Annotated in this window: 19 protein-coding genes; 10 read left to right on the top strand and 9 right to left on the bottom strand. The window is 47.8% G+C overall.

The genetic code is table 11. The features are described from left to right. Positions 1-97 precede the first annotated feature (97 nt). Both DDZ15_RS07090 and DDZ15_RS07085 read right to left on the bottom strand, forming a co-directional pair. On the bottom strand, positions 98-895 hold the full coding sequence (locus DDZ15_RS07090; protein ID WP_109646376.1) for a hypothetical protein: 798 nt from the start codon (positions 893-895) through the stop codon (positions 98-100). Between the two features lie 115 nt (positions 896-1010). Then, entirely contained in the window at positions 1011-1652 is a 642-nt protein-coding gene (locus DDZ15_RS07085) for an RNA polymerase sigma factor (RefSeq protein WP_109646375.1), read from the bottom strand. Between the two features lie 413 nt (positions 1653-2065). Here DDZ15_RS07085 and DDZ15_RS07080 point away from each other — a divergent pair, with 413 nt between their 5' ends. Beyond that, on the top strand, positions 2066-2392 hold the full coding sequence (locus DDZ15_RS07080) for a hypothetical protein (RefSeq protein WP_109646374.1): 327 nt from the start codon (positions 2066-2068) through the stop codon (positions 2390-2392). Between the two features lie 7 nt (positions 2393-2399). Beyond that, positions 2400-2639, top strand: coding sequence for a hypothetical protein (locus DDZ15_RS07075; protein WP_109646373.1), 240 nt, complete (start codon positions 2400-2402; stop codon positions 2637-2639). Between the two features lie 77 nt (positions 2640-2716). Here the strand turns inward: DDZ15_RS07075 and DDZ15_RS07070 are convergent, their stop codons facing one another. Genes DDZ15_RS07070 through DDZ15_RS07045 form a run of 6 tightly spaced genes read right to left on the bottom strand, consistent with a single transcriptional unit; the run spans position 2717 to position 8029 of the window. Further along, positions 2717-3658, bottom strand: a complete 942-nt coding sequence (locus DDZ15_RS07070; protein WP_109646372.1) for a Ppx/GppA phosphatase family protein — start codon at positions 3656-3658, stop codon at positions 2717-2719. 18 nt (positions 3659-3676) lie between these two features. Further along, positions 3677-4513, bottom strand: coding sequence for a 50S ribosomal protein L11 methyltransferase (prmA, locus tag DDZ15_RS07065; protein ID WP_109646371.1), 837 nt, complete (start codon positions 4511-4513; stop codon positions 3677-3679). Next, the gene (locus DDZ15_RS07060; protein WP_109646370.1) at positions 4510-5484 is read right to left on the bottom strand and encodes a M28 family peptidase; all 975 of its coding nucleotides are present in this window, start codon (positions 5482-5484) and stop codon (positions 4510-4512) included. The genes prmA and DDZ15_RS07060 overlap by 4 nt, the downstream gene beginning before the upstream one ends. Then, entirely contained in the window at positions 5484-6257 is a 774-nt protein-coding gene (locus tag DDZ15_RS07055; protein WP_199222901.1) for an SDR family NAD(P)-dependent oxidoreductase, read from the bottom strand. Before DDZ15_RS07055 ends, DDZ15_RS07060 begins: the two co-directional genes overlap by 1 nt. After that, positions 6254-7792, bottom strand: a complete 1539-nt coding sequence (locus DDZ15_RS07050; RefSeq protein WP_109646369.1) for an amidase family protein — start codon at positions 7790-7792, stop codon at positions 6254-6256. Before DDZ15_RS07050 ends, DDZ15_RS07055 begins: the two co-directional genes overlap by 4 nt. A gap of 12 nt (positions 7793-7804) precedes the next feature. Then, the gene (locus DDZ15_RS07045; RefSeq protein WP_109646368.1) at positions 7805-8029 is read right to left on the bottom strand and encodes a Sec-independent protein translocase subunit TatA/TatB; all 225 of its coding nucleotides are present in this window, start codon (positions 8027-8029) and stop codon (positions 7805-7807) included. A 192-nt stretch (positions 8030-8221) separates the two neighbouring features. Here DDZ15_RS07045 and DDZ15_RS07040 point away from each other — a divergent pair, with 192 nt between their 5' ends. From DDZ15_RS07040 to DDZ15_RS07020, 5 genes are all read left to right on the top strand, one after another. Then, positions 8222-8476 (top strand): DUF2795 domain-containing protein, encoded by a 255-nt coding sequence (locus tag DDZ15_RS07040; RefSeq protein WP_109646367.1) that lies wholly within the window; start codon positions 8222-8224, stop codon positions 8474-8476. 94 nt (positions 8477-8570) lie between these two features. Then, positions 8571-10958 (top strand): BamA/TamA family outer membrane protein, encoded by a 2388-nt coding sequence (locus DDZ15_RS07035; RefSeq protein ID WP_242978919.1) that lies wholly within the window; start codon positions 8571-8573, stop codon positions 10956-10958. A gap of 29 nt (positions 10959-10987) precedes the next feature. After that, positions 10988-11545: a cyclic nucleotide-binding domain-containing protein gene (locus tag DDZ15_RS07030; protein WP_109646366.1), complete on the top strand. Its 558-nt coding sequence runs from the start codon at positions 10988-10990 to the stop codon at positions 11543-11545. Next, positions 11545-12951 carry a 23S rRNA (uracil(1939)-C(5))-methyltransferase RlmD gene (gene rlmD, locus DDZ15_RS07025; RefSeq protein ID WP_109646365.1) on the top strand — a complete coding sequence of 469 codons (1407 nt, stop codon included), beginning with the start codon at positions 11545-11547 and terminating at the stop codon, positions 12949-12951. Before DDZ15_RS07030 ends, rlmD begins: the two co-directional genes overlap by 1 nt. Positions 12952-13136: 185 nt before the next feature. Next, a complete protein-coding gene (locus tag DDZ15_RS07020) occupies positions 13137-14612 on the top strand; it encodes a phytoene desaturase family protein (protein ID WP_109646364.1) in 1476 nt (491 codons plus the stop codon). Positions 14613-14723: 111 nt separating this feature from the next. On the opposite strand, the gene DDZ15_RS07015 is transcribed toward DDZ15_RS07020, so the two are convergent. After that, positions 14724-15233: a metallophosphoesterase family protein gene (locus DDZ15_RS07015; protein WP_109646363.1), complete on the bottom strand. Its 510-nt coding sequence runs from the start codon at positions 15231-15233 to the stop codon at positions 14724-14726. 197 nt (positions 15234-15430) lie between these two features. Between DDZ15_RS07015 and DDZ15_RS07010 the strand changes: the two genes are divergently transcribed. The 3 genes from DDZ15_RS07010 to DDZ15_RS07000 all read left to right on the top strand — a co-directional run bounded on the left by DDZ15_RS07010 (position 15431) and on the right by DDZ15_RS07000 (position 18394). Then, on the top strand, positions 15431-16450 hold the full coding sequence (locus tag DDZ15_RS07010) for a glycosyltransferase family 2 protein (protein WP_109646362.1): 1020 nt from the start codon (positions 15431-15433) through the stop codon (positions 16448-16450). Next, positions 16447-17055 carry a hypothetical protein gene (locus DDZ15_RS07005; RefSeq protein WP_109646361.1) on the top strand — a complete coding sequence of 203 codons (609 nt, stop codon included), beginning with the start codon at positions 16447-16449 and terminating at the stop codon, positions 17053-17055. Before DDZ15_RS07010 ends, DDZ15_RS07005 begins: the two co-directional genes overlap by 4 nt. Positions 17056-17209: 154 nt before the next feature. Then, positions 17210-18394: a lycopene cyclase family protein gene (locus tag DDZ15_RS07000; RefSeq protein WP_109646360.1), complete on the top strand. Its 1185-nt coding sequence runs from the start codon at positions 17210-17212 to the stop codon at positions 18392-18394. Positions 18395-18400: the final 6 nt, after the last annotated feature.

The following is an 18400-nucleotide window of genomic DNA, read 5'->3' as shown; positions in this document are numbered from 1 at the left end:
CAGTCGCTAAAGCCTATAACTGTTCTGCACCATGCGCAAGATAACCCTTCTCACTTTTCACTTTTGCTTTCTGCCTTCTCCTCTCTGCCGGCTCAGCTTAGTCACAGGCTGCTTCCTGGAAACTGGAATCCCAACAGGTCGTAACTCCATCAAGGGTTATACTGCCTTCAAGTGTTGATGTGTTCCACAAAAGGTCTGCGTTTGTGTCAAAATCGTCACCCGAGGCGTTCACGGTATTCACATCACCGTCGCGCTCATAGGTAATAATGGCCTGTGAGCCGGTATCCGGGTTTGTGTATATGAAGTCGGAAGTATAGCTGGTTTCAGAAGTGAGCTCCCACTCATAGTCCATTGCAACGGACTCAAAGCCGGGAAAATAGTAATCCCAGTTTCCTGAACTTCCATCGCTCTCAACCGTACCCGTCATGAACAGAAAATTGTCGAGGGTCTCATCGGATTGAAGTGAATTTCCGCTCAGGTACACATTCCATTGATATGCATTTCCAAGCGCTTCTGCCGTTAATCGTATGGTGAGCGTTTCTCCGCCCTGCGAAAATGTAAAGGTCCACTCCCAGATTCCATCATCAAGTTCGCCGTTGCTCTGCTGTGCAATGCTTAAAAACCCTGCACCCAGCAATGTTCCGCTGTTAAGTGAGGCAGCCGCAGCTTGTGCATATCCCGCCGCTTCATACCAGGCTGTAGTCTCCTCCGAGAACGCCGGTTGGTTTTGTGTGAAGTAATCGGTTTCTACTTCAACGGGTATGGCTTCCGGGATCGCAGGCGGATCACCGCCGTCATCCACAGACGTGGAGCTCTCGCCGCACGAAGTGAAAAACAACAAAGTGACCGAAATGATTAAAAGAAAAAAGAAGGTGGAGATCTGTGAAAATTTCATGGTGTTTATCCCTCTGTAAGTTTGATTAGAGACTAAGATTCAGGATTCTGAAGTGTTGGTTCACTATATAATGCGTAACATCTGATGCAATGTTGTCAACCTGATTGCAAGAATTTCAGAATCTGTGTCTCTTATCCTTTAATGCTTTATAAAGCATCTCCCGTGCCCTGAATATGTGTGCTTTAACCGTACCAAGCGGAAGATCCAGCTCCTCTGCAATTTCATCATAGCTTAACTCCTGCAGGTGCCGCAATTCTATAACGGCGCGATACTTTTCAGGCAGGTTCTCGATGGCTTCATGGATAATATTCTGCCTCTGCTTGCGAATAATATTCCGGTCCGTTTCCGCATTCTCATCTTTCACCTGAAAATGAAGATTACCGTCTTTTGTCTCTACCGGCTCATTGATCGAGAACGTTTTGAGCTTCTTTTTTCGAAGGTAATCAATGGTATGATTCGTTGTTATACGATACAGCCAGGTAGAAAAAGCGTATTTGGTGTTGTACGAACCGAGGTTGTCAAACGCTTTCATGAAAGCTTCCTGTACCAGGTCTTCCACCTGTTCTCTGTCCTTAACCATTTTCAAAACGTGGAAATAGAGTGGTTTCTGATACTTTTCCATGATGGATCGAAAAGCATCCTGATCACCTTTTACAGCACGCGCAACTAGTTTATCGTCCTCAAGGCTGCTTTCCGAAGCATTTTCCCTTATGGATTGGGTCTCATTTTCTATACGTTTTTTTTCTTCAGATGACATTCAGCCGTCTTTACCTTCAAAAGCTTTGATTCTCGAAATGACCAATATGGCACAGTAAATTGAAAGTATCTGTTTCATTTATCGTTACGCGTATACCAAACGATGCTGAAACCGAAATAAGTATCAAACTTAACAATAGCTCAACGAAAATACTACCTCTATAACGGATGCGCGTTTTTTAACTGTAAAAACAATAAAAAAGTCATCCCTGCCGAACATATTGCACCTAAACGGTAAGCGCCACCTCATTGCATGTATACATTTCAGCAACATATGGCATACTCATTCTCACCAATTGTTTATGTTCACATTTTTTTGACATATTAAACGAATAATTTCCGCTTAGAGGAGTAGATAGCACAATAACACAAACCGGAAATTCATAAATACCAAAAATCCAATCTCTATCGATCATGAAAAAAACAATTCTACTCATTATTCCAGCTTTTCTGATACTCTCGCTTTCAGTGCTGACGCCTGAGGCAGCCGCACAAACCCAGGAAGGTGATATTAAACTCGGCGCAGGCTTGGTATTTGGGAGCGGTGTCGGTTTTGAAAGCCTTGATAACGATCTGGGAATCCGGGTCGACGGAAGCTACATGTTCACTCAGGAAATTCGAGGTGCAGCCGACTTTACCTTCTACTTCCCGAAAAGCGAAAGCGGTGGCGACGTAACCGTTTGGGAGCTCAACTTTAACGGACACTATCTCTTTATCAATGACGAATCAATGAATCAATGACGAATCAATGAACGTCTATGGGCTTGCCGGTATCAACATAACCGGAATAAATGTCGAGTTCGACACAGGCGGATTCGGATCGGCTTCTTCCAGCGATTCGGAAATAGGCCTGAATATCGGCGGCGGAGCAGAATTTGACGTGGATTTTGCCACGCTGTTCGGTGAAGCTAAGTTTGGCGGAATCGGACACGACGCGAACCAGTTCGTAGTTGGTGCCGGTTTACGATTTCCGATCGGAGGCAACTAAACGCAGAACAGCCAGGAATATCTGCTGATTATCAAGACTGAAAAAGCTCATTCGCAGCATACGCGGATGAGCTTTTTTTATTCACTGAGCAGTGCACCGTGGCGGATGCCGCCTGTTGAAACCGTTATCCCGTCAAGATTTTGCCAGCTCAGAAATTCCTGGAGAATGATCAGCCCTCCCGTGATTACGTCCCCCCTTCCTTTCATGAAAACCGGATATTTCTTCTCAATTTGCTCTGCCGGCATGCATGAAAAATCCCGTATAAAAGCCTGAATGGTTTCAGCATCAAGCGTGCTGTTATTCAGTTTTTCCGGCAAGTACTTATCGTGACCAGCTTTTATCGATGCAATGGACGTCACTGTTCCGGCTACGCCCACTGCCTGCGTGCTTCCGGCCACGGCCGGCACGGTAACATCAAGAAGTGCCTCACGCGCGGCTTTTCGCGCACGGTTTATGTCTTCGGGTTTTGGCAGGTCAGTCTTAAGATAACGCTCTGAAAAACGGACACTGCCTATATCCAGTGAAATGTATGAAAGCAGGTTTTGCCCCTTTCCAAATGCTATTTCCGTACTTCCACCGCCAATATCCAGCACGCACCGTGTACCCTCTGAAGGAGGAAGTACCGATACGGCTCCGCGGTAGGTAAACTGTGCTTCCTCCTCTCCGCTAAGGAGCCGTATTTCCCAGCCGGTCTCTTCCTTTATCATCTGCATAAAATCAGCTCTGTTTGACGCGTCTCTGGCTGCGCTGGTGGCAGCAACAGTTACCTTATGCTCAAGACCCGGGTAACTGTTTTCCAAAAATGTTTTGTAGTCCTTCAATACCCTCAATACCCTTTCCATACTGTCCGGATGGAGCTTTCTGCTCTTATCAACTCCGCGGCCGAGCCTGGGCACAGCCTGCTTCTCATCGAGCACGCGGATCGTTCTGCCGTCTGTTTCGGCTACAAGCAGAAGCACAGAATTTGTGCCGATGTCAATGGAAGCGGCTAAACGGGTTGCTGTTACCGGGGTGGTCATATCTGTAGTGTTGTGTGATCAGATTTTCGTAATCCTGAAACAGATCCACTCCTCTTCCCGGGTCACTCCGTTTATCTTCACGGGCAGATCTTCCAATGTATCCCGCAGTTTCAACTCGTCGGTATGCAGCAGGCCGGAAAGAATGAGCACTGCTGCGGGCCTGGCATGACCCAGAAAAGAGGGCAGCAGTTCAAGAATTGCATTCCTGTTTATATTGGCCAGAATTACATCAAATTTCTCGTGGTCATCCACCACTTCCATGCCGCCAAACCGGAATTCAACCAGACCGGCCACATCATTCAGGTATATATTCTCTACAGCGTTATCGCGGCTCCACGGATCTATATCGAATCCCAAAACACGCGCTGCTCCCAGCTTTGCAGCCGCAATGGCAAGAATGGCAGTGCCTGTTCCCGCATCCAGAATCTCCCTGTTTTTTAACGGAATATTACTTAGCTCATTCAGAACCAGCCGCGTAGTGGCGTGATAGCCGGTACCAAACGCCATTTTCGGATCAATTTCAAGAAGCATCTGCCCCTCTTCAGGCATAGCTTCCGACCATGTTGGCCTGACTAAAAATTCACCGATCACCTGCGGGCGGATAGATTTCTCCCACGTTTCATTCCAGTTCTGTTCGGGAATCGATTCTGCTTCGTAGAACGAAGCGCCCGGAAATGCGGCTATAATCTGTTCAATATATTCGCGGTGTGCGTCATTGTACCGGGGTTGCTCCACATAGGCGATCAGGCGTTCATCTTCCTGCTCAAACCCGTAAAAATCCAGGTCCATGAGCTCTGCAATGATCATTTCCTGATACTCTTCGTCAATGTCAAAAATCAGTTTGATGTAGGTCACCCGGGTATCCTGTTATAAATCATTTCAAGTAAAACGTCACCCACGGCCTGAAGCACCTCCCGGTCGATAATCTCCATGGTATCGTTTTGTGTATGCCAGTAGGGAGCAAACTGAACCCTGCCGTTTGCTCCGCGGCGGTGGTGGATAATATTGATCATCGGAATTCCGGTGTAGCGTTCAACAATCACATGATCATCCGAGACGGCCCCGCCCTGCTCGGCCAGAAAGAGGTCACCATGTCCCATTTCGTCAGCCACCGTCCAGATCTGATTCACCAGATCGGGCGCATAGTTCATTGAATAGCCCTCTTTTGGGAACACCGCACCGGTGCCGCCCACCATATCCAGCAGTATTCCAAATCGTGGACTGTATCCCGGAACGGGAGGATTTTGAGCCCAGTGCCTGGAACCCAGAAAATAGTTCGACAAATCGCCCGACTCACCGTAATCTTCCCCATCAAATAAAATAATATCCACGCCTACCGGTACATCATATTCTGCAAATATCGTTGCCAGCTCCATCAGAATGGCCACACCGCTGCCCCCGTCATCCGCCCCGTCAATCGGTTCACCGGGGTTTTCCGGGTCGTTTTCTGCACGCGGACGCGAATCCCAGTGAGCCGCCAGTACAATGCGGTCGCTGTGCTCCAGGCCAAATGCGGCTACAAGATTGAACAGCTGAAGCGTATCTCCGTACACTTCCGTCTTAAATTCCTGAACAAAAACCGCATCACGACCGGCTGTGTTATTGAAATGATCCCTGAAATAGTTGATGGCGTTCCGGTGAGCGTCAGAATTCGGAACCCGTGGGCCAAATGCTACCTGATCTTCAATGTAGGTATAGGCGATTTCTGATGAGAATTCGGGTACTTCATTTCCCTTATTGCTGAAATGAATGTCGTTGTCGGTGGCACTGCATGAGATCAGCGTGAGTGCAGCTGCCGTCACAATATGTAGCAGCGGGCTTTTCATCAGGAATTCCGGTGAACCATCGTTGACGACGACTGATCAACCGGCAGTACGATGGTATCCATAATATTAACATGAGCAGGTCGTGACGCAGTAAAAAGAATAATCTCAGCAATGTCGTCAGCCGTAAGTGGCTGCATTCCATCATACACGCCTCTTGCTTTTTCTGTATCGCCATGGAACCTGACCTCGCTGAACTCTGTATCCACCAACCCGGGCGATACTGCGCTGACGCGAACATTCGTTCCATGAAAGTCCATTTTTGCAGCCTGTGTAATGGCTTTTACGGCATGTTTGGTTCCGCAGTATACAGACCCATTGGCATAGGCTTCGTGACCTGCAATGGAACCAATATTAATGATATGCCCGCTGTTGCGTTTTCTCATGGCCGGGCCGATCAAACGCATCATATTGAGCAATCCTTTTACGTTGGTGTCGATCATCGCATCCCAGTCGTCAAAATCGGCGCTGTCGATCGGATCAAGGCCCGATGCCAGGCCAGCATTGTTCACCAGTATATCGACCTCCGCGGTAATGCTTTCAACAAACGACCTGCATGCTTGCCTGTTTCTGATGTCAAAACTGAAGATCTGCACCTCTGTCCCGAAAGTACTTTCAATCTCACTCTTTATGGATTCCAGCCTGTTTTTTCTGCGGCCTGTCAATATGAGGCTGCATCCTGCCCGCGCGAAATGATGGGCAGCTGCTTCTCCGATTCCGGCTGTTGCGCCGGTTATCAGTACCTGCTTACCTGTCAGTCGCTCGTCACTTGTCACGATCCGGCTCCGTTTATCATTTCCACTCTTCTTGCAGCCTGCAGAATATCGGTTTCTCGGAAACTGTTGCCCATAAACTGAATACCCACCGGAAGTCCGTTCGGATGTGTTCCTGCAGGCACGCTGATTCCGCAAATTCCGGCCAGGTTCGCTGAAATGGTGTATACATCATTCAGGTACATGCTGATGGGATCGTCCTGATTTTCACCCACTTTAAAGGCGGTTGTGGGTGCGGTGGGTGAAACCACAACATCCACATCAGAGAATACCGATTCAAAATCCTCTTTGATCAGCCTTCTCACTTTCTGCGCTTTGGCATAATAGGCGTCGTAGTATCCTGCACTAAGCACATACGTGCCCAGCATAATGCGTCGCTTCACTTCATCGCCAAAGCCTTCCGTGCGCGACTTTTTGTAGAGCCGCACCAGGGGCGAGTCAAGCGCAGAAAGCCGTTCAATAGCCTCTTCCTTTCCGGCCCCTACTGCATTTTTGATATCTTTTTCAATTGCACGGGTCTCTTTACCCAGCTCTTCCTCAATTTCCCTGAAATCTGCGCGATGACCGTACCGGATGCCGTCATACCGAGCTAGATTGCTTGATGCTTCAGCGGTTGCAAGTATGTAGTAGGTGGCGATACCGTATTTGGTATGCGGCAGGGACACGGGAACAATCTTCGCACCGTCCTTTTCGAGTGCGCTGATCTGCTCTTCAATCAATTTGCGGACGTTATCATCCAGGCCTTCTCCAAAATACTCTTCGGGTACGCCAATTCGCAGTTTGCGGTCTTCAGACTCAAGCCCTTTCAGATAATCATCCACCGGCTTGCGCGAAGAAGAGTTGTCCATGGTATCATGACCCGCAATGTGCTGCAGAACAAGGGCAGTATCGGTTACATTTTTCCCGATAGGTCCGATGCAGTCGAATGAGGACGCAAATGCAACCAGTCCGTAACGGGACACCCGGCTGTAGGTTGGCTTCAGTCCAACCACACCGCAATAGGCTGCCGGCTGGCGTATGGATCCTCCGGTATCGGAACCCAGTGAAACATCGCACATATCAGCTGCCACAGCCGCTGCGCTGCCCCCGCTTGATCCTCCGGGTACATATTCCGTATCTACAGGATTTCGTGCAGGGCCAAATATCGTGTTTTCATTGGATGACCCCATGGCAAACTCATCCATATTACAGCGCCCGATAAGCAGGGCGTCTTTTTCCCTGAGCGAACGGATAACCGATGCGTCATATACGCTCTCAAAGTCTTTCAGCATGGCGCTGCTGCAGGTCACTTTTTTTCCGCGTTCACACAGTACGTCTTTCACACCGACTACAGCGCCTGCCAGCGGACCTGCTGAGCCATCTTTGATTTTTTTACTGATTCGCCCGGCTTCATCCTGAACGGATTTTTCATCAAACTGCACCATGGCATTGACGGCCGGATTGATTTCTTTGATACGCTCCAGGTACTGTGAGGCAATTTCTTCCAGATCAGATTTACCTGAACGCAGTTGCTCCTGAACAGAGAGCAGATTCTTCATTGAGAAATGCTGTTAATTAGTATTGGTTTCTTTCTCTTCCTTCGAAGCGGGACGTGCTGATTCGTTAATATCCGTTTTTCCTTTTTCGATCTCTTTTTTGATATCGTCAGAAGCTTTCCTGAACTCCTGGATACCCTGGCCTATACCCCGGGCAAGTTCCGGAATCCGTTTGGCTCCAAAAAGCAGCAGTACGACCAAAACCACGATTGCAATTTCCATTGCTCCAAAGCCACCCATAATACTATCCTGTTGTGTACGTATTCAATATTTCTGTTAGGCGTTTAAGATAAAAAATATTTACCTCACCTCTCGGTAAGGTTATGAAAAAGTTCTTACTTTCGCGCATAAAAAATTTGCATTTCTCATTCGTTAACCGTTTATAGCATTCAAAATTATTATTAACCTTTTTATTCTAACAAGAAAAAAATTATGATTTGGACAGTTGAACTAGCTGCAGCTCTTGATGAAGCACCCTTTCCCGCTACCCGCGTCGAACTAATCGAATGGGCAGAGCGCAACGGGCTTCCACAGCAGGCGATCGATAATCTCTATGAGCTGGATGAAATCGAAGAGGGAGAAGAGACGGTATATGAGGGAATTGAGGATATCTGGCCCGATTACATTCGCAAGGAAGATTTCTTCCATGGTGAAGAAGATGAGGGTTTTGACTACGATGATGTATAAATTATACAGCTGATTCAATACCTTGGCCTTTTTGCCGTTAAGAGTGTTGAAGCTGCTACCGGCATCATATTCACCCTAACTATCAACCGTTTGCGTGCGACACCATTTTCTGCCGTTCATTTTTCTGTTTTTCAGTTTAATCACTCTTCCGTGTGAGCACGCATTTTCTCAAAACAACGGGCAGAACACCAATACACAGGCTGAACCCGAAAATGATCAGAGAGAAATTGTAAGAAAAGTTCGGTTTACGGGTAATGAGAATGTATCCGACCGGGCCCTGCAAACTCTTGTACGTACCCGCACAAACCGCGAGTTCCTCGGTATTCCGCGTTTTACACCCTGGTACTATATCCATCGCGTTTTTGGAGTTGGTGAATCGCCCTCTTACCTCGATCGTGAATTGGTCAGTAACGATATGGACCGGATTCGCATCTACTATGAAAATCTGGGTTACTTCAGCGTTCGTGTCGACACTACCATCATTGAGTATCGCCCCGAACGCGTTGAAGTGTCGTTCATCATTCGTGAAGGGCCCGCTTCAAGGATCCGATCAGTGGGCTATACCGGCCTGCCTGAATTCGATGACCCGGAACTGAGTGACGAGTTTTATTCAGAAAGCCTGTTTTTCGGCTCCTTGCGCAACGATTCCACATTCAGCGTTAACAGGCAGTACCGCGCTGCAACCCTGCGCGAAGAGCAGACTCGCATCATTAGTTTTCTTAGAAATCACGGTTTTGCATCGGTACAGCGCGACTCTGTAAGCGCCTTGATTCAGCGTGATACGGATAATCCCCAGCAGCTCGACGTACTGTACGACATCACACCCGGTGGTTTTTATACCTTTGGAGATGTATTTATCAATCTCTCGGGTCCCGAGGGTGCCAGCGGATTTAACGAAGAAAGCGTGCTTGAAGGTCCGCCCCATGCTCTGCAGGGTTACCGTATTGATATGCAGAAGCAGGAATCGGCACAGACCCGATTCAGCCTGCTCAGCAACCAGATTCAGTTCATGCCGGGTGAACCGTTTGACCAGTCGGCCTATTTGAAAAGCGTAAACTCCTATCAGAGCCTGGGAATGATGCTGGTTAACAGGTTTGGACTCAGTGAAGGCGGGTCGCTGCCCGACTATTCAAATTCAGAAATACCGGTCTATTTCGACCTTCAAACCCTGCCCAAACATTCCATCCGGGCTGAATTTTTTGGTATGCGCAGAACCGGATTCGGTACCGGAGCCGGTATCAATTACACCAATAACAATTCATTTGGGCGTGCCGAAAACCTGACACTGGGTGTAAACGGCAGCATTGAGTTTATCCCGTCAAATATCAGCCAGTCGGACCGCGCAACCACCTATCGGAATTTTGAGACACGTGCTGAATATGCCATACCCAGGCTTAACTTTCCTTTTGCCTTTCTTCAGAACCGCAATTGGGTAGAATCTTCCAGAACACTTTACTCTTTAACCTATGGGCAGTCGAGCCAGGAGTTCTTTGATGTTAATTCGGATATACGGCTTAATCTTCGTTATGAGGTTATTCATTCGGAGCGCTACCGCAGTTTTCTCGACTGGATTGAACTGGATGTGATCGACATCGATATTTCGGGGGGATTCAGGTCAGCGCTGATTGAGCAGTTCCGCGACAATGAGAATCAAACACCAGAAGAGATTGAAAACAAGCTGGAAGTGCAGCGTATTCTGGAGGATTTCCGGCCTCAGTTTTCGTCCATTATCCGGTATACCTTTCGAAATCAAAATACCAATTTGATTAAACGTGACTCAGGTTATTTCAGTGAATTTTCTGTAGCACTGGGAGGAAATATTCCCTATTTCATTGACCGATTCCTGGTAAGCCCCGGTGAACTGCAGGGCACCCTGACGCTTCCTCTGGGGATATTTCCAAGTCAGCTCAGTTACAGCAGGTTTGTGAAGCTTTCTGCCGACTACCGCAGGTACTATCCTGTAACCCCTACCTCCGTATTTGCATGGAGGCTGTTCGGCGGATACGCAACTCCGATCGGACAGAGCGAAAGCATACCGCTGAACAGGCGGTTCTTCGCAGGCGGCAGCAATGATATTCGAGGGTACAATCCATTTTTACTTGGGCCGGGCGCAATTGAGGATGTTTCGGTTCCCGGCGGTGAGATTAAACTGGCAGCCTTTACAGAGCTTCGGCAGGTACTGTTCGACAATGTTTTAAGCGCCCAGTGGCAGCTTGCATGGCATACCGATGCCGGAAACGTATGGTACGGGCCCGGCAACCGTTTCCTGGATGAAGACGACGTTGACATTCTGGAAGACGGCCGGTTTTCGTTTGACACATTTTATAAGCAAATTCCCGTAAGTACAGGACTGGGCCTGCGCTTTGACTGGGAATTCCTTGTAGCACGCATCGATTTCACCTTTCGGGCAAAAGATTTGCAGAAAGGCTGGTTCAAAGACCGCACACCCTATTTCAGTTTTGGTATCGGTCACTCATTCTAACCTTGTATAGGCCTCTAACTCACAGCATCATGTTTAAAAAAAATGATCTTCGTAAAATCAGAAAACAGGGCAATATCGTACTCAAATCGGGTTTATTGTCTGAGCTTTCACTAACCGAACGATACGAGCTTCTTCAGCTCTGCCACAGAAGGCGCTACAAAGAGGGTGAATTTATATACTACCAGAACGATCCCGGAACCGGGATGTACTTTATCGAAGAAGGTACGGTTCAGCTTACCGTTAAAAACAGCCAGTCGGAAAGTGAAAACGATCAGTATTCAATCAACATTCAGGCCCCAAGGGAAATAGGAACCATGTCGATCGGATACGAGATTCGCCGTATGTCGTCCGCAAAATGCCTCACCGACTGTGTTCTTCTGGGTTTCTTTAAACCGGATTTTGAAACACTGAAAAAGAGAAACCCTGAGACAGCCGTTAAATTCCTGGAAGCCATCTCTATTCGCGTAATGAAGCAGCTTGAACTCTCCATGAGGAAACTGGCCGATGTTACCGATACGCGAACGGCCTTTTCCATTCAGTATGAAACACAGTACGAAATTGACAAAGAAAACGAGCAGCAGGTTTAATGGCTCTTAAGAAAGGCTCTGAAGTAGAACTGACAATCGATTCTACCGCTTTCAAGGGGAAAGGTGTGGGACGAATTGACGGCATGGCCGTATTTGTACCCGGAACCGCTCCGGGCGACAAAGTGAAGGCGCGCATTACACGAAAAAAAAAGAAGTTTATCGAAGCAAAGCTGCTCCAGATTACAGACCCCTCTCCTCTTCGCATCGAACCTGCGTGCAGCCATGCAAATGTGTGCGGAGGATGCACATGGCAGCACCTGCCCTATTCCGAACAGCTTATCATGAAGGAGCAGCATGTACGCGATCATATGCAGCGTATCGCAGAGCTTGATCCAGAAATTGTGCAGCCGATCATCGGATGTAATCACGAGCTCTATTACCGCAACAAAATGGAATACAGCTTTGCCACCCGGCGCTGGCTCACGGAAGAAGAGATCAATAAAGACGAATACGTGGACGATACCGGGTTTGCGGCCGGTCTGCATGCCCCCGGAAGATTTGACAAAATCCTGAACCTGAATGAATGCCACCTTCAGGATCCCGTTTCGTTCCAAATCCTGGATTTCGTGCGAAACTACTGCATCACGCATCAGATACCCGCCTTCAATAATCGTGAGAATACCGGGTTTATGAGGCATCTCGTGATACGGAACTCATATTACACGCACGACCTGATGGTGAACCTGGTTACATACAAGGATGATCCGGAGCTGACCGGCAGGCTGAAAGACGCTCTGCTTAACGAGTTCCCTCAGATTACAACCGTTGTCAATAACGTGAACGATCAGCCCAATCCAACTGCGGTCGGGAGGTTCGAACACATATTGTACGGTCCGGGATTCATCGTGGACCATATCGGTAATCACTCCTTTAAAATTCATGCGAACGCTTTTTTTCAGACCAATACGCATCAGGCAGAAAAACTCTACAAGGTTGCGAGAGAATTTGCCGAGCCTGCCAAAGGCGGGCATTTGTTTGATTTGTACTGCGGCGTAGGCACGCTCTCACTCTTTATGGCAGACAAAGCCAAAAAAGTAACGGGTATCGAACTTGTGGATGTGGCAGTCGAAAACGCACGATTCAACGCAAGTGAGAATGGTGTTGATAACGTTGAGTTTGTTTTGGGCGATATGAAAGACACATTCAACGAGTCGTTTTTGAAAAAACACGGTATGCCCGACTGTGTAATTACGGATCCGCCCCGATCGGGAATGCACCCGGATGTGGTGGAACAGCTAAGCCGGCTGCAGACGAAACGGCTGGTCTATGTAAGCTGCAATCCATCAACAATGGCCAGGGATTTGAAAATCCTGAAAGAGTTCTACAGGGTGGAAACGGTGCAGCCTGTCGACATGTTTCCGCAAACATATCATATTGAAGCGGTCGCCAAATTGACCAGAATCTGAACGATTCCGGCATCATATGAAGAAGCACTTTACAATTCATTGTCCGTCAATGCGGATCATCATATGATTGTACAACAAACTTTATCCGAAATTGACTGAGCCTCCAACTAAACGTCTGAATCTGCAACCCCGCTCACCCCGGGAATCGATTAACATGCAACCTAACTTCTTACGGTTAAAGAGCCATGTCTGAGCGTGCAATTGTTATCGGAGCGGGTATCGGCGGGCTTGCTGCAGCATCTCTGCTGGCATCCCGGGGATACAGTGTGGATGTTTATGAAAAAAACGGCACTCCGGGAGGTAAAATGCAGCAGGTGCATGCGAGAGGGTACCGCTTTGACACGGGGCCGAGCCTGTTTACGATGCCGTTTTTGCTTGAAAGGCTTTTCAGCGATTGCGGTCGTTCGATGAGTGATTATCTGGAGATTGTTGAACCTGAGCCTCTGTGCCGTTACTTCTATAAAGATGGTGTTCGTTTCGACAGTTACTCCGATCGTAAAAAGGCTGTTTCTGAGATCAGGACATTTGCCCCGGGAGATACGGACGCTTATGTGAAGTTTTTGGATCGGGCAGAAGAAATCTACACCAAAACCTCCGGTGCTTTCATCTTCAACCCCTTGTTTGAGCTGAGCGATCTGAAAAGCCTGAATCTGGCCGATTTTCTGAATATTGATGCGTTTTCGACCGTATCGAATGTTGTGGATACCTATTTCGACTCCCCTCACCTGAGGCAATTTTTCAAGCGGTTTGCAACCTACAATGGATCCTCCCCTTTCCGCGCTCCCGCTACGCTCAATGTTATTCCGCACGTGGAGCTAAACCAGGGAGGCTATTACGTAAACGGAGGCCTCTACCAGATTGCAGAATCTATGGAAAAGCTCGCCGCGGATTTGGGTGTGCGTTTTCATTACAACAAAAACGTTAATCGTATTCTTGCCGGATCATCCGGAGCAGAGGGTGTTGAAACGGAAGATGGTACCGTTCACAAGGCCGAAGTTGTGATCGCCAACAGCGATGCGACCGACACCATTCTGAACTTGCTGCCCGCAAATGCGGTGTCCTCTCTGAAAAGGGCCAGGCAGAAAAAAATAGAACCGTCCTGTTCAGGATTTGTACTGCTGCTCGGATGCAACAGATCATGGCCGGAGCTTGTGCACCACAACATCTTTTTTTCGGAAGACTACAGGCATGAATTTGAGCAGATATTCGGTGAGAAGAAAATGCCGGGCGACCCGACCATCTATATTGCTAATACTTCTCATACCAATCCTGAGCATGCACCCGACAGTGGATCGAATCTCTTTATCCTGGTAAATGCACCCTATCTGCATGATTCACAGAATTGGGACGAAATTACCCCGGCGTATGCCGATTTTTTGATTGATGAGCTGGAATCACGCGGACTGAACGGCCTGCGCAACTCGGTTGAGTTCAAGGAAACCATCAATCCTAATGATTTTTTCGAACGATACCGGTCGAACCGGGGGAGCATCTACGGCACGGCATCCAACACCCGTTTTTCGGCATTTCTAAGGCCCCGGAACAAACTGAGGGGTATCGACCGGCTCTATCTGGTGGGCGGAAGCACACATCCCGGCGGAGGCATTCCACTCGTGATTCAGTCGGCTTTCAACGCCATGGAGCTGCTTGATAGGGAATAAAAAAATCACCCCGGTGGCGCGGGAGTTTTTTTAATGAGTATTAAATAATAATTGATTCTTTAAACCTACACTTTGCGTCCTTAGCGCCTCCGCGGTGATCCCCCACTCATTTTAAGCTTCCTGGCCTATTTTGCCAAGGTTGATCACTTCCACATCCAGCACTTTACCCTTATCGATGGTAAACCTGACCATGGTACGGTACACCTGGAAGCCCTGTTTTCCGGCAGCGCCCGGATTCATATAGAGCATTTTATCAAGTGACTGATCTCTTGCAATTTTGAGTATATGGGAATGGCCGCAAATAAAAAGATCGGGCGGGTTGTTTTCAATCTCTTCCTTGATGGGAAGGCAGTAGCGTCCGGGCACCCCTCCGATGTGAGTCATCCATACATCAACGCCTTCCCGTTCAAAGCGCTGATTAAGCGGGTAACGTTTTCGGATATCCTGCCCGTCAATATTACCATACACACCAATAACGGGAGCTATGTCAGCCAGTTGTTCTGCTATTTCGATCGTTCCGAAATCACCGGCATGCCAGATTTCATCCCTGTCTGAAAAGTATTCCCTGATTTGGGGGTCGAAATAGTTATGGGTGTCGGATATGAGTCCGATTTTAATCATGCCGCTGTATAATTGAGCTTTCTGTGAAAGTAGGAAACCTCTAAATCCATCCAAAATGGATCGCTCATTTTTTTCATTACAGTTTCTTATAGATTTGTTAACATTTCCACCTGTCGTGCAAAAAATGCCCCTGTTTTATAATATGACCGAATGATTGCTATCTTAGCGGCTTATAACCTCAAACAGCAAATGGTTTATTGAAACCACGCTTCAGTATCATCATCGTAACCTGGAATGCCCTTGACCATCTGAGGCACTTTCTGCCCTCTGTTGCGGCTACTTCATATCCTGATTTTGAGATTGTTATTGCCGACAATGCATCCACAGATGAAAGCTCGGAGTGGATAAGAGAAAATATTCCCGGTATCAAGATCGCCACTCTCGACCAAAATTACGGTTACTGCGGCGGCAACAACCGTGCGGTAAAGTATGCCGATGGCGACATCCTGATCTTTTTAAACAATGACGTCCGGGTTGAACCCGATTGGCTCCATCCGCTCGCCCGCACCTTCAATGATAAATCCATTGGAGTTGCACAGCCAAAAATGCTGTCAGCCACTGAGCCTGACAAATTTGAATATGCTGGCGCAGCCGGTGGCATGATCGATAAGCTGGGATACCCGTTTTGCAAGGGACGGATTTTTGATGTCGTGGAAAAAGACACCGGTCAGTATGATGAGCCTGATGAAATATTCTGGGCATCGGGCGCAGCATTTGCCGTACGAAAAGATCTCTTTCTTGAGCTGGGTGGATTTGATGAAGATTTTGAGTTTCATATGGAGGAGATCGATTTCTGCTGGCGGGCTCATAAAATGGGCAATCGGGTCATGTCACAGCCTGAAAGCGTTGTATATCACCTTGGCGGGGGGTCTCTGCCGATGGGTTCACCGCGGAAAGTGTACTATAATTACCGCAACAGCCTGATCATGCTTACAAAAAACCTTGATAGCTTTATGGTGCCAAAAATTCTTTTCAGGCTGATACTGGACGGCCTGGCGGGTATCCGGTCACTATTTTTGGGGAGACCGGCTGAAACATGGGCCATAATCCGGGCGCACTTTGCATATTATGCGCGCTTGGGCAAAACGCTCAAGAAGAGAAAGCATCAGCTCTACAGTGAGTACCACCCAACACCACAGCACCTGGTGTATCAAAAACTGATTGTCGTACAGGCACTTCTTTTTGGCAAAAAGACCTATCCGGAACTGGATAAATGATAGATAAACTGCAACAAATACCCTGGTCAGTGTTTGTTAAAAAGTGGTGGCTTTCAGCTGCAATGATCCCGTTTATCATCTATCACCTGCATCAGGCTTACTGGGTTCTTCGCTTTAATATCTTTTTCAGCATCTCCTACTCTTTCCCTTTTCCAATAAACCTGGAGAACTTTTTGATCAGCAACTTCCTGCTGATTATACATGAGGCCGGACATACGTTCTTCGGTATTCTCGGCAATCGCACTCTAACCATCCTCGGCGGTTCTCTGAATGAATTAATACTGCCATGTATTCTGATTGGTTTTTTTATCATTAACAGATATTACAAATGGACACAATTCGGATTCTATTTTCTTGGCTCAGCATGGCTCAGCATTGCGTTTTATGCAGCGGATGCCGGCGAGCGGCAGCTACCGCTAATCGGCAACCTGGGAAGTGAATCACACGATTGGGGCAATCTGCTTGCACGGTGGGATCTTCTTGAGTACGATACACAAATCGCCGCCACAATGGTGGCTGCCGGATTATTGTGCTATTTGACGGCACTTGTGATACCGCTTTTTTTTTATGAAACGGAACAAGTTGATTTGGACCTGGACCTCTGAAGCAGACTGTACACTATTCAATGAACGGACTCATCGCATGTTGGGTTATGATGGAGTCTGCGAGTGCAGGCTACCAGCCGTTTGAGGCTGTCTTTAGGGTAAGGCTCCATTGCGTTCCACGAATGTGATGGAGCTTTTTTAACACAGACGAACCATGCAAAAAACTGCGGACTACGATATCATTATTGCAGGTGCAGGTGCTGCAGGACTCAGCCTGCTTTGGCATCTGCTTAATTCCCGCAGTGAACAGATCCGCAACACCTCCATTCTGGTTGCCGACCTATCCCTTACACCGTCGAATGATAAAACCTGGTGTTTTTGGGATACCGAATCCATGCCCTTTTCCGATCTTGTACACCACACATGGAACCGGCTTGAAGTTAAGGCACACGGTCAGCTCTTTTCCGGTGAGCTGAAACATCACAAATACCACTGCATGCGAAGCGTTGATTACGCAGAGAGAATTTTAAATCTTGCCGGGGCCCGCAACAATGTCACGCTTCTGGAAACGGGTATTAAAGGCTTCAGCAGCAAGAACGAAGGTGCCCTGATGGAAACCGAAAAAGGTACCTACTCGGCAACGTGGATATTTCAGAGTGCGCTGAAGCCTCCCGGATTCGACCGGGCAAGGGTGGATATCTCTCTCATGCAGCATTTTCTGGGTTGGGAAATAGAAACCAATACCCCCCTGTTCGACCCCGAAAAGGCCACCCTGATGGATTTTGATATCGACCAGGACAACGGTGTGGCTTTCATGTATTTGCTTCCGTTTACGGAAAAGAAGGTCCTGATTGAACATACGCTGTTCAGTCCGTCCCTGCTTACAGATGAACAGTATGAGAGAGGCATACGGACGTACCTGAAAAATGTATATCACCTTCAGGAAGACGATTACACCATCAGGCGCAAGGAGAAAGGCGTAATCCCGATGGAAGACCGCCGGTATTCAACTGAATGGTGCGACAGGGTTTTCAATACAGGTACGGTTGGCGGACTTACAAAGCCTTCCACAGGGTACACCTTTACACGTATACACCGTCAATCCGCAGACATCCTGGAGGCACTTGAGAAGAACCAAAAGCCCGTCCTTGACCAGGCGTCCGGGTACCGGTTCAGGGTATATGACATGATGCTCTTGCATATTCTGGAGACGCATCCCGGCATCAGTGTCAAAATATTCCGTGAATTATTCAAAAGGAATACGTTCGACCGTATTCTTCAGTTTCTTGAAGAAAAGACTTCCCTCCACCAGGAAGTGGCGATATTTGCCTCACTGCCCTACATGCCCTTTTTCCGGGCGATATGGAACACGAAACAGAGAATTTTAACCGGAGCCTGACGTCTG

Source organism: Rhodohalobacter mucosus, from assembly GCF_003150675.1.
In the GTDB taxonomy this organism is placed as follows: Bacteria; Bacteroidota; Rhodothermia; order Balneolales; family Balneolaceae; genus Rhodohalobacter; species Rhodohalobacter mucosus.
This window is presented reverse-complemented; position numbering and strand designations above follow the sequence as displayed.

Excerpts from the sequence above, each read along its gene's own strand:
- DDZ15_RS07000 (WP_109646360.1), top strand. The coding sequence starts at position 17,210 with ATGCAAAAAACTGCGGACTACGATATCATTATTGCAGGTGCAGGTGCT.
- DDZ15_RS07040 (WP_109646367.1), top strand. The coding sequence starts at position 8,222 with ATGATTTGGACAGTTGAACTAGCTGCAGCTCTTGATGAAGCACCCTTT.
- rlmD (WP_109646365.1), top strand. The coding sequence starts at position 11,545 with ATGGCTCTTAAGAAAGGCTCTGAAGTAGAACTGACAATCGATTCTACC.
- DDZ15_RS07060 (WP_109646370.1), bottom strand. The coding sequence starts at position 5,484 with ATGAAAAGCCCGCTGCTACATATTGTGACGGCAGCTGCACTCACGCTG.
- DDZ15_RS07045 (WP_109646368.1), bottom strand. The coding sequence starts at position 8,029 with ATGGGTGGCTTTGGAGCAATGGAAATTGCAATCGTGGTTTTGGTCGTA.
- DDZ15_RS07050 (WP_109646369.1), bottom strand. The coding sequence starts at position 7,792 with ATGAAGAATCTGCTCTCTGTTCAGGAGCAACTGCGTTCAGGTAAATCT.
- DDZ15_RS07085 (WP_109646375.1), bottom strand. The coding sequence starts at position 1,652 with ATGTCATCTGAAGAAAAAAAACGTATAGAAAATGAGACCCAATCCATA.
- DDZ15_RS07005 (WP_109646361.1), top strand. The coding sequence starts at position 16,447 with ATGATAGATAAACTGCAACAAATACCCTGGTCAGTGTTTGTTAAAAAG.
- DDZ15_RS07015 (WP_109646363.1), bottom strand. The coding sequence starts at position 15,233 with ATGATTAAAATCGGACTCATATCCGACACCCATAACTATTTCGACCCC.
- DDZ15_RS07080 (WP_109646374.1), top strand. The coding sequence starts at position 2,066 with ATGAAAAAAACAATTCTACTCATTATTCCAGCTTTTCTGATACTCTCG.
- DDZ15_RS07030 (WP_109646366.1), top strand. The coding sequence starts at position 10,988 with ATGTTTAAAAAAAATGATCTTCGTAAAATCAGAAAACAGGGCAATATC.
- DDZ15_RS07020 (WP_109646364.1), top strand. The coding sequence starts at position 13,137 with ATGTCTGAGCGTGCAATTGTTATCGGAGCGGGTATCGGCGGGCTTGCT.
- DDZ15_RS07090 (WP_109646376.1), bottom strand. The coding sequence starts at position 895 with ATGAAATTTTCACAGATCTCCACCTTCTTTTTTCTTTTAATCATTTCG.
- DDZ15_RS07075 (WP_109646373.1), top strand. The coding sequence starts at position 2,400 with ATGAACGTCTATGGGCTTGCCGGTATCAACATAACCGGAATAAATGTC.
- DDZ15_RS07070 (WP_109646372.1), bottom strand. The coding sequence starts at position 3,658 with ATGACCACCCCGGTAACAGCAACCCGTTTAGCCGCTTCCATTGACATC.